The organism is Amycolatopsis sp. NPDC005961 (assembly GCF_040629235.1).
Classification (GTDB): Bacteria; Actinomycetota; Actinomycetes; order Mycobacteriales; family Pseudonocardiaceae; genus Amycolatopsis; species Amycolatopsis camponoti.
Genome location: NZ_JBEXVF010000010.1, coordinates 60,398 through 74,678, shown reverse-complemented (window position 1 = coordinate 74,678; position 14,281 = coordinate 60,398). Strand labels below are relative to the sequence as shown.

General features: G+C 71.6%; 14 protein-coding genes. 3 read left to right on the top strand and 11 right to left on the bottom strand.

The genetic code is table 11. The features are described from left to right. Positions 1-129 precede the first annotated feature (129 nt). Positions 130-1,035: an oxidoreductase gene (locus ABZ342_RS11665; protein WP_360471653.1), complete on the top strand. Its 906-nt coding sequence runs from the start codon at positions 130-132 to the stop codon at positions 1,033-1,035. A 28-nt stretch (positions 1,036-1,063) separates the two neighbouring features. Here ABZ342_RS11665 and ABZ342_RS11660 read toward each other — a convergent pair whose 3' ends face one another. After that, positions 1,064-1,927 carry an alpha/beta hydrolase-fold protein gene (locus ABZ342_RS11660; RefSeq protein WP_360471650.1) on the bottom strand — a complete coding sequence of 288 codons (864 nt, stop codon included), beginning with the start codon at positions 1,925-1,927 and terminating at the stop codon, positions 1,064-1,066. Beyond that, the gene (locus tag ABZ342_RS11655) at positions 1,924-3,141 is read right to left on the bottom strand and encodes an amidohydrolase family protein (protein ID WP_360471903.1); all 1,218 of its coding nucleotides are present in this window, start codon (positions 3,139-3,141) and stop codon (positions 1,924-1,926) included. The genes ABZ342_RS11660 and ABZ342_RS11655 overlap by 4 nt, the downstream gene beginning before the upstream one ends. A 96-nt stretch (positions 3,142-3,237) precedes the next feature. Here ABZ342_RS11655 and ABZ342_RS11650 point away from each other — a divergent pair, with 96 nt between their 5' ends. Next, complete coding sequence (locus tag ABZ342_RS11650) at positions 3,238-3,801, top strand: TetR/AcrR family transcriptional regulator (protein WP_360471647.1); 564 nt, start codon at positions 3,238-3,240, stop codon at positions 3,799-3,801. Between the two features lie 30 nt (positions 3,802-3,831). On the opposite strand, the gene ABZ342_RS11645 is transcribed toward ABZ342_RS11650, so the two are convergent. Genes ABZ342_RS11645 through ABZ342_RS11635 form a run of 3 tightly spaced genes read right to left on the bottom strand, consistent with a single transcriptional unit; the run spans position 3,832 to position 6,370 of the window. Then, on the bottom strand, positions 3,832-4,440 hold the full coding sequence (locus ABZ342_RS11645) for a helix-turn-helix domain-containing protein (RefSeq protein ID WP_360471645.1): 609 nt from the start codon (positions 4,438-4,440) through the stop codon (positions 3,832-3,834). Next, positions 4,433-5,296: an oxidoreductase gene (locus tag ABZ342_RS11640; RefSeq protein WP_360471643.1), complete on the bottom strand. Its 864-nt coding sequence runs from the start codon at positions 5,294-5,296 to the stop codon at positions 4,433-4,435. The genes ABZ342_RS11645 and ABZ342_RS11640 overlap by 8 nt, the downstream gene beginning before the upstream one ends. 54 nt (positions 5,297-5,350) lie before the next feature. After that, positions 5,351-6,370: an alcohol dehydrogenase catalytic domain-containing protein gene (locus ABZ342_RS11635; protein WP_360471640.1), complete on the bottom strand. Its 1,020-nt coding sequence runs from the start codon at positions 6,368-6,370 to the stop codon at positions 5,351-5,353. Between the two features lie 65 nt (positions 6,371-6,435). Here ABZ342_RS11635 and ABZ342_RS11630 point away from each other — a divergent pair, with 65 nt between their 5' ends. Next, positions 6,436-7,014: a TetR/AcrR family transcriptional regulator gene (locus ABZ342_RS11630; RefSeq protein ID WP_360471638.1), complete on the top strand. Its 579-nt coding sequence runs from the start codon at positions 6,436-6,438 to the stop codon at positions 7,012-7,014. A 19-nt stretch (positions 7,015-7,033) separates the two neighbouring features. Here the strand turns inward: ABZ342_RS11630 and ABZ342_RS11625 are convergent, their stop codons facing one another. From ABZ342_RS11625 to ABZ342_RS11600, 6 genes are all read right to left on the bottom strand, one after another. Next, entirely contained in the window at positions 7,034-7,504 is a 471-nt protein-coding gene (locus tag ABZ342_RS11625; RefSeq protein ID WP_360471636.1) for a MarR family transcriptional regulator, read from the bottom strand. Next, complete coding sequence (locus ABZ342_RS11620) at positions 7,501-9,027, bottom strand: MDR family MFS transporter (protein ID WP_360471633.1); 1,527 nt, start codon at positions 9,025-9,027, stop codon at positions 7,501-7,503. Before ABZ342_RS11620 ends, ABZ342_RS11625 begins: the two co-directional genes overlap by 4 nt. After that, positions 9,024-9,797 carry an alpha/beta hydrolase gene (locus ABZ342_RS11615; RefSeq protein WP_360471631.1) on the bottom strand — a complete coding sequence of 258 codons (774 nt, stop codon included), beginning with the start codon at positions 9,795-9,797 and terminating at the stop codon, positions 9,024-9,026. Before ABZ342_RS11615 ends, ABZ342_RS11620 begins: the two co-directional genes overlap by 4 nt. Before the next feature lie 71 nt (positions 9,798-9,868). After that, positions 9,869-11,284 (bottom strand): NAD(P)/FAD-dependent oxidoreductase, encoded by a 1,416-nt coding sequence (locus ABZ342_RS11610; protein WP_360471628.1) that lies wholly within the window; start codon positions 11,282-11,284, stop codon positions 9,869-9,871. A 1-nt stretch (position 11,285) separates the two neighbouring features. Beyond that, positions 11,286-11,849, bottom strand: coding sequence for a hypothetical protein (locus ABZ342_RS11605; RefSeq protein WP_360471626.1), 564 nt, complete (start codon positions 11,847-11,849; stop codon positions 11,286-11,288). 109 nt (positions 11,850-11,958) lie between these two features. Continuing rightward, positions 11,959-14,274, bottom strand: a complete 2,316-nt coding sequence (locus ABZ342_RS11600) for a hydantoinase B/oxoprolinase family protein (protein WP_360471623.1) — start codon at positions 14,272-14,274, stop codon at positions 11,959-11,961. Positions 14,275-14,281 lie beyond the last annotated feature (7 nt).

Genomic DNA, 14,281 nt, shown 5'->3' with positions numbered 1-14,281 from the left:
CACCAGTGTGACTCCTCCGCGGCGGCCCAAGGTAGGTCTCGCAGTCCCAGGCAACCGAAAGCGACCGAGCCCGCCCGGATCGCTCCTAACGTCGTCGGCACAGCGCACCGACCCCTTCAGGAGCAGCAGATGACCGGATGGACCGCCGACCGCATGCCCGACCAGAGCGGCCGCGTCGCCGTCGTGACCGGCGCGAACTCGGGCCTCGGCCTGGTCACCGCCACCGAACTGGCCCGCCACGGCGCCCACGTCGTCCTCGCCGTCCGTGACACCGCCGCCGGCGAGCGGGCCGCCCGCCGGATCGACGGCGACACCGAGGTGCGCGAGCTCGACCTGGCCTCCCTCGACTCGGTACGCGCGTTCGCCGCGAAGCTGGTCGTCGACCACCCGGCGATCGACCTGCTCGTCAACAACGCCGGCGTGGTCCTGCTCGGCCCGCGCCGCACCTCGGCCGACGGTTTCGAGCTGCAGTTCGCCACGAACGTGCTGGGCCACTTCGCCCTGACCGGCCTGCTGCTCGACAACCTGGCCGCGGCACGGGAAGCCCGCGTGGTCAGCCTCAGCTCGATCACCCACAAGAACGCGAGCCTGGACTTCGACGACCTGGAGTTCGAACGCGACTACCGGGCCGCGGCCGCCTACGGCAGGTCCAAGCTCGCCACGACGATCTTCGGCCTGGAGCTGGACCGCCGCCTGCGTTCCGCCGGATCGCCGGTCGTCAGCGTGCTGGCCCACCCCGGGGTCACCCGGACCAACTTGACCCCGCGCGCCTGGGAACACCGTGGCCGGGTGGGGCGGGTGATCGCGCGGGTCGGCCTGCTGGCCACCCAGCCGGTGGAACGGGGTGCGCTGCCGCAGCTGTACGCCGCGACCTCGGACGGCGTGCGGGGCGGCCAGTTCTTCGGACCCGCCGGGCTCGCCGAGACGCGCGGCCGCGTCACCGAAGCCCGGCTCAACCCGCGAGCGGCCGACCCGGCCGCCGGCCGGCGGCTCTGGGCGGCGGCCGAAGAACTGACCGGCATCGGCTACCTCTGAACACCCTTCCCAGGCACGGAGGCGGTGCTCAACGGGAATGACAGGTCTTCAGGTAGCTCAGAAACGAAGCCTGCAGCCCGGTGAGGTGCGTCTCGTGCAACATCTCCGTCGTGACATCCCGCGATCGCCCCTTGGCGTGCAACCGTTCCACCACCGCGAGAGCGTTGCGCGCCACCGCGCGGTAGAGCGGGACGGCTCCCAGCAGTTCGGCTTCGTTCAGCGTGACGTGCAGAGCGGCTGAGTCTTCACTGGGTGCCGGCAGGTTCTCGACCAAGGTGAAAACCTGGCTGTCCTCGACCGCGACGCCGGGACTGCCCGCGCCGAAGGCCGCGAACGGGGCTGCCTCGCGCAGCCACGCGTAGAGGGTGAAGAGGCCTCCGTAGGAGTAGCCGAACAGGCCGTGCCCGGACTCGCTGACCCGGAGCCGCGACCGCAGGTGCGGGTGGAGCTCGCCGGTCAGGAAGTCGAGGAAGACGTCGGCGTGGGAGTCCGCCAGCTCCGCGAGGTAGGCGTCCATGTTCTCCTGGGTCATCGCACCCGAGTCGCGCGCCGCCGCCAGCACGGCCACCATCTCGTCGCCGACGCGTTCCCCCGGCGGCACGAGATCGCGGTTGCGGAGCCGCGCCCAGTCCGCGGCCTCCTCACCGGCGTAACCGACGCTCACCTGGATGTACGGCGCGATCGTCAGGTACGGGTCCGCCTGGACGACGATGAGGGGCGAGGTGAGGCCGACGGCCCAGTTGCCGTCCACCACGTAGATCAGCGGCAGGGGGTCGGTGGAGTCCTCGTACCCGGGGGGTGTGGTCACCCAGACGCCGTAGCGGTGCCCCGACCGCGCCGTGATTTCGAGGTACTCCGTGTCCGCGAAGCAGCCGTTCAGCATTGCGCTCATCGAGCTTTCCCTTTCATGACGCGGCCGTCCTTCACGACGAGAACGGCCATCTCCGGATCGGCGAACACCTTCGCGTCTCGCAGCGGGTCCCGGTGCCAGGCGACCAGGTCGGCCCGCATCCCGACGCGGATCGTCCCGACGGTCTCGCCCAGGCCGAGGATGCCGGCGTTGACGCTGGTGGCCGAGACGAGCGCCTCCATGGGTGACTCCAGCTCGGCGCGCAGGCGCAGTTCCTCGCCTCGGCGCCGTTGGTGCGGCCCGATGAGGTCCGAGCCCAGTCCGATCCGCAAGCCCGCCGCGCGAGCGATCCCGAGCGCCGAGGCCATGCGCTGACGGACGCCGGCGACGCGGTCCCGCGCCTCGGGGTCCAGGTCCATGCTTTCGGTGTCCGTGAGCTGTTCGATCACGGCGAAGGTGGGGACCAGCGCCACGTCGTGCTCCCGCATCGACCGGGCCGTCGGCTCGTCGATGCCGGTGCCGTGTTCCACGCAGCGGACGCCGGCCCGTACGGCGTTGCGGATGCCCGCGTTGTTGTGCGCGTGAACCGTGACGTAGGTGCCGCGCGCGGCCGCTTCCTCCACGGCCACGGCGATCTCTTCGGTCGAGAACTGGGTGTCGGCGAGGCGGTCGTGTCCCCCGACGACACCGCCGGTGACGCACAGCTTCACGAACGTCGCACCGCGGCGGAACGACTCGCGGACGTTGCGCCGCAGCTCGTCGGCATTGCCCGACATCAGCGACAAGGCGCAGAGCCCGGGGATGTGGTGGGCGTTCCACAGCTCGGTCGGTTCCCACGCCGCCCCGTAGTAGCCGTGCCCGCCGGTCTGGCACTGCACCGGACCGCACGAGAGGACCCGCGGACCTCGCACCTTGCCGTTCGCGATGACGTCGACGACTCCGGCGTCGATGCCGCCGGTGTCGCGCACCGTCGTGAAGCCCGCGTCGAGCGCGTGGCCCGCGGTGGCGAAGATGTCGGCCGCGAGTTCGGCGGCCGAAAGCTGGAACCCGAACTGCGCCCGGATCGGGCTGGAGAGACCCAGGTGGACGTGCGCGTCGATCAGTCCCGGGGTCAGCAGCATGCCGTCGAGGTCGACCGTCGTCGCGCCCGCCGGCGCCCGGCCGATCGCGGTGATGATCCCGTCCGTCACGCACACGTCGGCCGCGGCCGGGTCGGCGCCCGATCCGTCCGCCACCACGCCGCCGGCGAACCACACGTCGGTCAACGAACCTCCCGGACCTCGTCCTAAACGGTGGTGAATTCGACCTGCGGTAACGTACTCAACAGTGGTGAACTCGTCAAGGGAGGCAGTGTGCGATCGCCGGTCGGGGAAGGACGGGAGCGCCTGTTGCAGGCCTTGTTCGACGAGTTCGGCGAGGGTGGCCCCGGGCCGAACCTCTCGATGCGCCAGGTGGCGGAGCGGCTCGGCGTGCACCACACGCTGCTGACCTACCACTTCGGATCACGGCCGGGGCTGCTGGGCGCCGTGCTTTCGGAAGCACGCCGCCGCGACAACCGCGTCATCGCCGCGACCGGCGACGCACCCGGGTTCGCGACGTTGTGCGAAGCCATCTGGAACTTCTACGCGAACGACGCGCACGAAGATCGGACTCGCGCCTTCTTCCGCCTGGTCGGACTCGCGGTCTACGAGCCCGGCGCATTCCGGGAATTCGTCGCCGACCTCGACGACCTGACGCGCCTCCTCGAAGCGGCGGCTCTGCGTGAGGGGTCCACGGCGACGGAGGCGCGGCAGCGAAGCGTCATCGCCGTCGCGGCTTTGCGAGGGCTGTTGCTGCAACGGTTGCTCACCCCGGCCGCCGAGGTCGACGCGGCGGCCGAGCACTTCATCGCCTCCTTGGCGGCGCCTCCCGCGTGAGGCCGAGCGGCCCCGGCCGGCGTCCGCCGGTCAGGGCCGGATGCCCGCCGCGCGGAGCCACACCACCCGGCAGGTCTCCGACGCCTGGTCGAGCGCCGCCGGGGACACCGCCGACGCGTGGTAGAACGTCCTCTCGATCATCCAGCACAGCGCGCCCGCGATCGCCCGTGCGCCGTCGGGGCCTTCCTCGTCCGGGACACCGGCACGGACCAGGATCGTCGTGATGGCGGCGATGAAGATGTCCGCGGTCTCCATCCACAGCGCACCCAGCTCGGGAATGGCCGAGGACTGGTCGATCGCGACGCGCATGATCAGGCCGTGCTCGTGCCAGCGTTCGCGGGTGCGGCGCAGGGCCGTCGCGATCGCGTCGCGAGGCGCCGCCGGATCGTCGGCCGCCGCCCGGGACTTCTCGTGCAGCGCCTCGACGGTCTTGGCGAAGAGCGCGACCAGCGCCTCCTGTTTCGAGCTGAAGTAGAAGTACATCGACGCGCGGGACAGCCCGGCCCGCTCGGCGATGTCGTTGGTCGTGAGCGCGTCGAAGCTCTTGACCGCCAGCAGTTCCTCGAGGACTTCGAGGAGCTTCGCCTCGCGCAGGTCCCCTTTGGACGGTGCGGCGCGCCGGCGTCCAGGTTCAGGCATCGTTCGCTGCGATCTGGTGCCCGTCCGGGAAGTCCGTGGACCGCGAGAGCTCCTCCCACGCTTCGATGTCCGCGGTCACCGCGGCCCGGCCGCTCGCCACCAGCCGCAACGCGTCCGAGCCGAGCACCAGGTGCACCGGCGGCTTCTCCGCCTCCACCACCGCCAACACGGCCGCGGCGGCCTTCGCGGGATCGCCCAGCTGGTTGCCGCTGGCCGCCTGGCGGGCCGCGCGGATCGGCTCGAACAACTCGTCGTAGTCGGCGATCGACCGCTCGCTGCGGACCATCGAACGGCCCGCCCAGTCCGTCCGGAACGAGCCGGGTTCGATGACGGTCACCCGCACCCCGAACCCGGCGACCTCCTTGGCCAGGGTTTCGAGCATGCCCTCCACCGCGTACTTGCTGCCGCAGTAGTACGCCAGCCCGGGCACGGTCATCAACCCGCCCATCGAGCTGACCGCGAAGATGTGTCCCGAGCGCCGCTTCCGCATCCCCGGCAGGACAGCGTGGACGGTGGCCGCCACCCCGAACACGTTGACGTCGAACTGCGCGCGCAGTTCGGCCATCGGGGACTCCTCGAACACGCCCTCGTGCCCGTAGCCGGCGTTCGCGATCAGCACGTCGATCGGGCCGACGCTGCGCTCGACCTCGGTGACCACGGCGACGACCGCGTCGTCGTCGGTCACGTCGAGCTGCCGCGCGTGGGCGCGCCCGGGCGCCAGTTCTTCGAAGGCCGCCAGATCGGCGGGCTCGCGCACGGTGCCGACGACGGTGTGACCGGCCGCCAGCGCGCCTTCGGCGAAGGCACGGCCGAGGCCGCTGCTCGCGCCGGTGATCAGGAAGGTTCGCTTCGTCATGAACTCGACTCTACACCTCGTCGATAAAATTCGACACCGTGTCGACTACCGCGCTCACGGGCGGGTGAAGACCGGCTTGCCCGGCGGCGGGTCCAGCAGCACCTCGACGGCGTCCTCGTAGCCGAACGGGCCCGCCAGGACCGGCGACGGATCCAGGGTTCCGCCGTCCATCAGCTTCAGCACGTCGGGAACGTGCGGACTGGCGTGGGGCGGCCCGACGACGAGGGTGATCCCCGTGCCGTACAAGGAGAAGTACGGCAGCCGCGGCTCTCCGAAGTAGACGGACCGGATGACGCACGTGCCGCCCGGGCGGGTCGACAGCAAGGCGCACCGGAAGCCCGCGCTCGCGGCCGAGGCGTCCACGACCAGGTCGAAGGCGCCGTCGAGCCGGTCGGGGTACTCGGCGGCAAGAGTGACGGTCGCTCCCGCGGCGGCGGCCTTGGCGCAGCGGGATTCGTCGACGTCGAGGTAGGTGACGCTCCCCGCGCCCAGCGCGACGGCGCTCAGGACGGTCAGCAGCCCGAGGCTGGCCGTGCCGCCGACCACGAGCACCGCGGCGCCGGGCTGGGCGTCGAGGGTCGGCCGGACGGCCTGGAAGGCGTCGGTGAGGTTGTCGGAGGCCGACGCGGCCAGGACCGGATCGACGGCCGGCGGCAGCGGCGTGAGGGCGTACCGGGCCCACGGAACCCGCACCAGCTCGTCGAACAACCCGCCCCACAGCCCGCCGGCGCTCGTGCCGTACGACGCCAGGCGCGGCACCGAAGCGCAGGCGCCGGGCAGGTCGCGCCGGCAGTTCCCGCACGTGCCGCAGCTGATGTGCCACGGGACGACCACGCACTGGCCGATCCGCAGCGGGGAGTCGTCGTCGGCGAGGTCGACGATCTCGCCGACCGCCTCGTGGCCGAGCGCGAACGGGGCTTCGAACGGCGCGGGCGACACCATGAGCCGCCGGTCGAGATCGCACGCGGACGAGGCGATCGGCCGCACCAGCGCGTCCCCGGACGCCGAGAGGCCGGGCGCCGGCCGGTCCTGCCATTCCAGGCCGCGGGGACCGGTGACGACGAGGCTCCGCATGGCACTCCTTAGATGATGCTCTCTAGAGAGCTGACTCTAGAAGGTGCGTTCGGTACCGTCAACCCATGCCCCGCCTCGTGCACGACACGTCGACGATCCTCGACGCGGCCGCCCGGCTGCTCGCCGCGGGCAGCGCCGACGCGATCACCATCGCCGGCGTGATCCGGGAAGCCGCGGTGTCCAGCGGCTCCGTCTACCACCGGTTCCCGAACCGCGCGGCCCTGCTGGCCGCGGTCTGGAACCGGGCGGTGCAGAGCTTTCACGCCGAGCTGTACCCGCTCTTCGACGACGAACCGGTGGCCGCGGCGGTCGCTCTCGGGCGCCGGACCGTGTCCTGGTGCCGCGCCAACCCGGCCGACGCCCGGGTGCTGCTGACCGGCCTCGGCTCCTTCGAGCCCGCGGCCTGGCCCGCGGAGAGCCGGGACGCGCGCGAGGCCGACCAGTCCCGCTGGGACCAGAACATCCGCCGCCTGGTGGCCGACCTCAAAGCGGCGACCGGGCGGCGAACGGCGGAGATCCTGCTCATCGTCGTCGACTTGCCTTACGCCGCCGTCCGCCGCTATCTCGGCGCCGACCGGGCCATCCCGGCGACGCTCGAGGACATCGTCGAGCGCGCCATCCGGGCAGCACTCACTGCGGACTAGCGCGGACTAGGCAACGACATCAGTCCGCTCCCCCGCACCGGCGGGGAGGTGGGGCGGCGGCGCTGCCGTTGAACCTCGCCAGCAGCGCGGCGAACGTCCGGACCTCCTCCTCGGTCCAGGACCCGAGCAGTTCGCCCAGCCGTCCGCCGCGCGCCACCCGGACCTCCTCGACCCGGCGGTGCCCCGTACCCGTCAACCGCACCAAGTACGCCCGCCCGTCGTCCGGCGCCTCGACCCGCTCGATCAACCCGAGCGCCTCCAGGTGCTGGAGCCGGCGCGAGATCGTCGGCGACGTCACGCCGACGTGGCACGCGAGTTCGGTGGGGCGGCGCGGACCGCGCTCCGCCAGGTGGGCCAGCAGGCGGTAGGCCGCGACCTTGAGGTCCGGGTGCGCCTCCCGGCCGAGTCGTCCCAGCGCCGCGCGGTCCTGGCGGACGAAGACGGCGAACTCGCGTTCGAGGCCGGCGATCGTTTCCTCGGCCGGCGTCATCGCGGGCCCGCGGGCACGGCGTTGGTGGTCCGCAGCGGCACTTCCCGGATGAACAGCACGCACACCAGCGCGACCAGCGCCAGCGGCACCGCGTACTGGAAGAGGGTGCCGGTCGCCTGGCCGTAGGCGTCTTCGACCACGGCCCGGACCGGCGCGGGCAGCCCGGCCGGCCGGGACAGGGCATCGCCGGTGGCCGAGCCCAGCTTGTCCGCGAGGTGGTGTCCGACCTGCGCGGCCAGGACCGCGCCCAGCGCCGAGACGCCGATCGTGCCGCCCAGCGTGCGGAAGAACGACACCGACGAGGTCGCCGCGCCGAGTTCGCGTGGACTCACCTGGTTCTGCACGGCGAGGACGAGGTTCTGCAGCAGCACACCGAGCCCCAGTCCGAGCGACGTCATCGCCAGGGCCAGCAGCCAGTACGGCGTGTCCCGCTCGGTGAAGCCGAGCAGCGCGAGCCCGGCGGTGATCAGCACGGCCCCGGTGACCAGGAGCGGCTTCCAGCGGCCGGTGGCGGAGATGATCCGCCCGGCGACGCTGGACGCGAGCGCGAGGCTGAGGATCTGCGGCAGCGCCAGGATGCCCGCCATCGTCGGCGACTTTCCTTCGGCCAGCTGGAAGTACTGGCTCACGTAGGTCGCCGCGGCGTAGAGGGCGACGCCGACCGCGAGGCTCGCGATGACCGCCAGCACGACGGTCCGGGTGCGGAACAGCCACAGCGGCAGCACCGGGGCCTCGGCTCGCCGTTCGACGGCAACGAACGCGAGGGTCAGCAGCAGCGTGCCGCCGAGCAGGACGGCGGTCGGCCAGGACAGCCAGGCGTACCGGTCGCCGGCGAGGGTCACCCAGATCAGCAGGAGGGACGCCGCGGCCGTCAGCAGCGCGGACCCGGCCCAGTCGATCTTCACCGAACCCTTGGTGACCGGCAGGTTCAGCGTCTTCTGCAGCACGACCAGCGCGACGACGGCGAACGGCACGCCGACGAAGAAGCACCAGCGCCAGCCCAGCCAGTCCGTGTCGACGATGAGGCCGCCGATCAGCGGACCGGCGCTGGTGCCCACCGCGAACACCGCGCCGAAGTAGCCGGAGTACCGCCCGAGCTCCCGCGGCGGGATCATCGTCGCGATGATCACCTGGATCAGCGCCATCAGCCCGCCCGCGCCGATCCCCTGCACCACGCGCGCCGCGATGAGCAGGCCCGCGTCGGCGGACAGGCCCGACAGCACCGAGCCCACGGTGAAGATGATCAGACCGGCCTGGATCAGCAGCTTCTTGCTGACCAGGTCGGCCAGCTTGCCCCAGACCGGGCTGGACACCGTCGTGGACAGCAGCGTCGAGGTGATCACCCAGGTGTAGACGCTCTGGCCGGCGTGCAGGTCGGCGACGATCGTCGGGAGCGCGTTCGTCACGACCGTCGAGGACAGGATCGCCACGAAGATCCCCAGGTACAACCCGGACAGGGCCTGCAGGATCTGCCGGTGGGTCATCGGCGCCGCACCGGCCGGCGCGGCTACTCCGGCCGTCATCGTGCGGCTTGCTCGACGAGCTTGGTGACGACGTCCGGACGGCTGAGCATGACCGCGTGGGAGGCGTCCACCTCGGTGACCCGGGCACCCGCGCGCGTGTCCATGAAGCGTTGCAGATCCGGGCTGATGGCTCGGTCCTGGCGGGTGAGCAGGGCCCACGACGGGATCGTCCGGAAGCCTTCGGTCACGCTGGCTTCGGTGACGGCGCGGGTGTCGGCGGGCCGCTGGGTGGTGGCGAGGTCGGCCGCGAGGGCCGGGTCGAGGTCACCGGCGAAGGCCGCGCGGAACCGCGCCGGGTCGATGGTGACCTCCGCGCCGCCGGGCACCGGGGTGGTGATCAACGGCAGCGGCGTCGACGAATTCGCGGCCAGCTCGCCGATGGTTTCGCCCTCGACCGGGATGAACCCGGCGATGTAGACGAGCGACTGCACGCCGGTGACCGCCGTGGCGGCGTTGGTGATGACCGCGCCGCCGTAGGAATGACCGACCAGTACCTTCGGTCCGTCGATTGTGGACAGATAGGCGGTGACGTACGCGGTGTCGCTGGTCAGGCCCCGCAAGGGATCGGCGATGGCGCGCACGGGGTAGCCGTCCCGGCGCAGCCTCTCGATGACGGGTGCCCAGCTCGAGGAGTCCGCCCACGCGCCGTGGACGAGGACGATGGTCGGCTTCGGACCGCCGGTGCCCGAGGCCGTGGCCGGTGCGGAGGTGGCGAGCAGGGCGAGTGCCGCGACGCCGGCGACGGCGAGGCGGGAGAAGCGGAAACGCATGGCGGAACCCCTTTCGGGGGAAGGAAGGCGTGCCGGTGCCCCGCCGGATCGCGGCGGGGCACCGGGGTGGGTCAGCGGCCGTAGGCTTCGAGCAGCCGCAGCCACACCTCGCTGACGGTGGGGAAGGCCGGGACCGCGTGCCAGAGCCGGTCGATCGGGACCTCGCCGGCGACCGCGATGGTCGCCGCGTGGATCATCTCCGCGACGTCGGGGCCGACGAGGGTGAAGCCGACGATCACCTTGCGGTCCTCGTCGACGACCATCCGGGCGTGGCCGCGGTAGCCCTCGGCGTGCAGGGCGGAGCCGGCGGTGGCGGCCAGGTCGTAGTCGACGACCCGGATCCTCAGCCCGGCCTCCTCGGCCTTGGCCGCGGTCAGGCCGACCGACGCGATCTCCGGGTCGGTGAAGACGACCTGCGGGACCGCGCGCTCGTCGGCGGTCGCCGCGTGCCGGCCCCACGGGGCGTCGTCGACGGGTTCGCCCTTCGCGCGCGCGACGATGACGTCGCCGACCGCCCGGGCCTGGTACTTGCCCTGGTGCGTCAGCAAGACGCGGCGGTTGACGTCGCCGGCAGCGTAAAGCCAGCCGTCGACGCCGTCGACGCGCATGGTGTCGTCGACCGTGAGCCAGGCACCCGGCGTCAGGCCGATGTTCTCCAGGCCGAGGTCCTGGGTGTTCGGCGTCCGGCCGATCGCGACCAGCAGTTCGTCGGCTTCGACCTGCTCGCCGTCGGTGAGGGTGACCGACACCGTGCCGTCGTCGTTGCGCTTGACGGACCCGGCTTCGGCGCCGATGCGGACCGAAACTCCCTTGTCCTGCAAGGAAACAGCCACCATCTCGCCGACGAACGGCTCCTGCATGTGCAGCACGCCGTCGCGGGCCAGCATCGTCACCGACGACCCCAGCTGACTGAACGCGGTCGCCATCTCCGAAGCCACCACCCCGCCGCCGATGATGGCGAGCCGAGCCGGAACCTCCTTGGCCGCAACGGTTTCGCGGCTCGTCCACGGCTTCGCGTCGCGGAGGCCCTCGATGTCCGGGACCAGCGCGCCGCTGCCGGTCGCGACGATGACCGCGTGCCGCGCGGTCAGCGTGGTGATGGTGCCGTCGGCGCCGGTCACCTCGACGACCCGGGCGGCGCTGATCCGGCCGTGCCCGCGGTAGAGCGGGATGCCCGCCGATTCGAGCCAGGACACCTGACCTTCGTCGTTCCAGTTCGAGGCGAAGGCGTCGCGACGGCGGAGCACGGCCGCCACGTCGAGGTCGCCGGTCACCGCTTCCCGCGCGCCGGGCACCTGCCGGGCCGCACGGAGTGCCGCGCCGCTGCGCAGCAGCGCCTTGGTCGGCATGCACGCCCAGTAGGAGCACTCACCGCCGACCAGTTCCCGCTCGACGATCGCGACGGTCAACCCGCCCCGCACCACCCGGTCGGCCGCGTTCTCCCCGACCGGACCGGCGCCGATGACGATGACGTCGAAGTCACTCACGTCAGTTCCCCTTGGCGGCGCGGCCGAGACGGATCGCCGAGACGAGGAAGAAGATGCCGCCGAGGACGGCGTAACCGGCCACATTGGCCAGCGACGGGTTCGCCGCCGAGGCACCGATGACGAAGTTGACGCCGGCCAGCACGGAGATACCGCCGCTGAGCATCATCGGCCACTGGCCGCCCATCTTGCGGCGGCGGATGCCGACGATCAGCTGGACCACCCCGGCCACGATCGCCCAGGCACCCCACACCCGCAGCACTCCCGGCACGCCGGACGCGGACGCGATGCCGATCCCGATGGCCGCGAGCAGGCTGATCGCCATGTTCACGTACAGCGCGGTCACCGACCCGCCGCCCTTCGACGACCGAGCGTCCACAATGGCCGATCCCACGTCGAACAGCGGGTACACGACGGCCAGGACGACGCCGACCGCCCCCAGCCCCGACTTGGTCGTCAGGAACACCAGGACCGCCCACACGATGGCGAACGCGAACCGCACGAAGTACAACCGGCGCAGCGCCGGAGCGAACCCACCTACGGCGGGCGAGTCGACAGTAGTCACCATGATCCCTTCAAGGCTGCGGGGATCTCCCCCGACAAGACCGAACGTTCTATCTCAATTCAGCATGGCCGCGTCGTCGGGGAAAGTCAAGACAGATCGTTCTATCTAGTTCTTACGAACCCGTAATCCGGCCCGACCAGCTCCGGTATTCGTCGACGGGCACCGGGTGGTCGACCGGCACCACACGGGAGTGGACCGCGGTCAGGCAGCCGGGGCACAACAACTGCCGGAACACGATCTCCGCGTCGACGTACTCCAGCGGGTCGTGCCAGATGTGCGGGCCTGCTTCGGTCGGCGCCGCGTCCCGGCGGGCGAGCCCGGCGACGAACGCGCCCCCGGCCAAAGGTCCGATCCCTGTTCCACAGTGGACGCACGCGACCGTCCCGTCGGCCAGGACGGCGAGGTTGTCGTCGAGCCGGCGCACCATGTCCAGGTCCGGCTTGCCGAGGGGCGTGAGCCCGGTGACTCCGGCGCCGGACGCCCGGTGACGCCGCAGCTTCGCGCGTCGCTCTTCGGTCGCGGTCACATCCACTTCGCCACCGCGGAGCACGACTCCGTAGACGTCCTCGGCCGCGTCCGCCGTCACCCGGACCTGCTGCACGTCCTCACGCACACTCTCGGGCGCGCGCAGCAGCGGGTCGCCGTACCCGCCACCGGCCTGCCAGTGCAGGTAAAGCGCGTCACCGGGGCCCAGGTCCGACTCGCCCTCGCAGGGCAGCACCTCGATCTCCCCGCCCAGCTCGCCCAGGTGGCCGGGGATGGTGACCGCCCGGGCGAGCTGGGGTTCACGGACTCCGCGCACGACGAGGTCGAGCTGGGAGTTGCCGGGATAACCGCCGGCCAGTCCGACGTTCTGGTTCGCCACCTTGCCCGTCCCGGACACGACGAGGGACATCGTCCCCGCCTGGTCCGGGTGCTGGACGTAGCAGACCGAGCCACTCATCCCGCCGCGCTGCCGGCCCGGGCCACCGGAATCGGTCTGCTCACGGCGCCACAGCGCGACGAGCGGGTAGAGGTACTCGGTCATCTCGACGTCCGGCGCCCGCGCGGCCGGGATGATCAACCGGCCGCCGGTGTCGACGCCGTCGTGGTACACCTGCGCGCCGTAACCGCCGGCCATGACGTCGAAGATGGGCGACACGAAGCCCTTGCTGCCGCCGCCGCGAGTGTCCACACCGGACACCACGCAGAGGTCGGTGGTGCCGTTGCAGATGGACTGCACGTCGGAGCGGTGGTCCGGCTCGGCATCCAGCATCTTGGCCAGCACCTCGGCGACGAGGTTGCCCGAGCCCCAGGCCGGCCCGAACGGTCCCTTCCCCACGGCGGCCGGGAAGGACGCGTTGGTGATGGTGTCCTCGTCGGTGATGATCTCGAAGCAGCGCATCAGCCCGCCCGCGGCCCACGGGATGTCCCCGGCCAGCAGGGGAAGCATCGTGAACACGATGCCCGCGCGCAGCCCCGGGTAGGGGCAGTTGATGATGCCGGTCTGCCCGGCGGTGCCGCGGAAGTCGAAGACGAGCCGGTCGGCTTCCTTGGTCATCGCGACCTTGATGGCGTGCAGGCCACGGTCACCGGTCCGCGACTGCTCCTGGTAGCCGACCGCGGACCACGTCCCGTCGGGCAGCGTCGCGAGCTTGGCCCGCAGCCGGCGCTCGGCGTCGTCCATCATCCGGTGCATCACGGACTTGACGGTGTCGGCACCGTACTTGGTGATGAGCCGCAGGATCTGCTCGGCCGCGTTCTTGTTGGCGGCGATCTTGGCGCGCAGGTCGAGGCCGACCAGGTGCGGCAGCCGGGAGCGGCGGACCCAGGCGTCGGCGATGTCGCGCTGCAGCACGCCGCCGCGGACCACCTTCATCGGCGGCGTCGGCACGGCCTCGCCGAAGACGTCCTGCGCGGACGGGCTGAACGAGCCCGGCCGCGGCCCGCCGAGGTCGACCTGGTGCGCGATCGCCGTCGTCCAGCCGAACAGCTTGCCGTCGTGGAAGATCGGCGCGAGGATCGCGGCGTCGTTCTGGTGCAGCCCGCCGCCGATCCACGGGTCGTTGCACAGGAACATGTCCCCCTCGGCGATGCCCGGGTTGTCGCTGCGGTGGCGCAGCGTCCAGGTGATGGCCAGGTCCATCGAGCCGATCAGGCCGATGTTGTACGTGCCGACCTGGACCTGCTCGCCGAGCTCGTCGCAGATGGAGAAGTTGAAGTCGTTGGACTCGGTGACGACGTGCGAGCCCGACATCCGCCGCAGCGTCTCCCCCATCTCCTGGGTGATCGCCCACAGCCGGTGCCGGACGACCTCGTAGGTCAGGGCGTCGACCTCACCGTCGCCCACCTGGTGCAGCGGCAGGGACGGCGAGATCTGCCGCAGCAGCTCTTCGCGGGGCATGGGACGGCTGGTGAACTCGTCCGCGCCGGGAATTCGGGAAGTCATGGTGTCC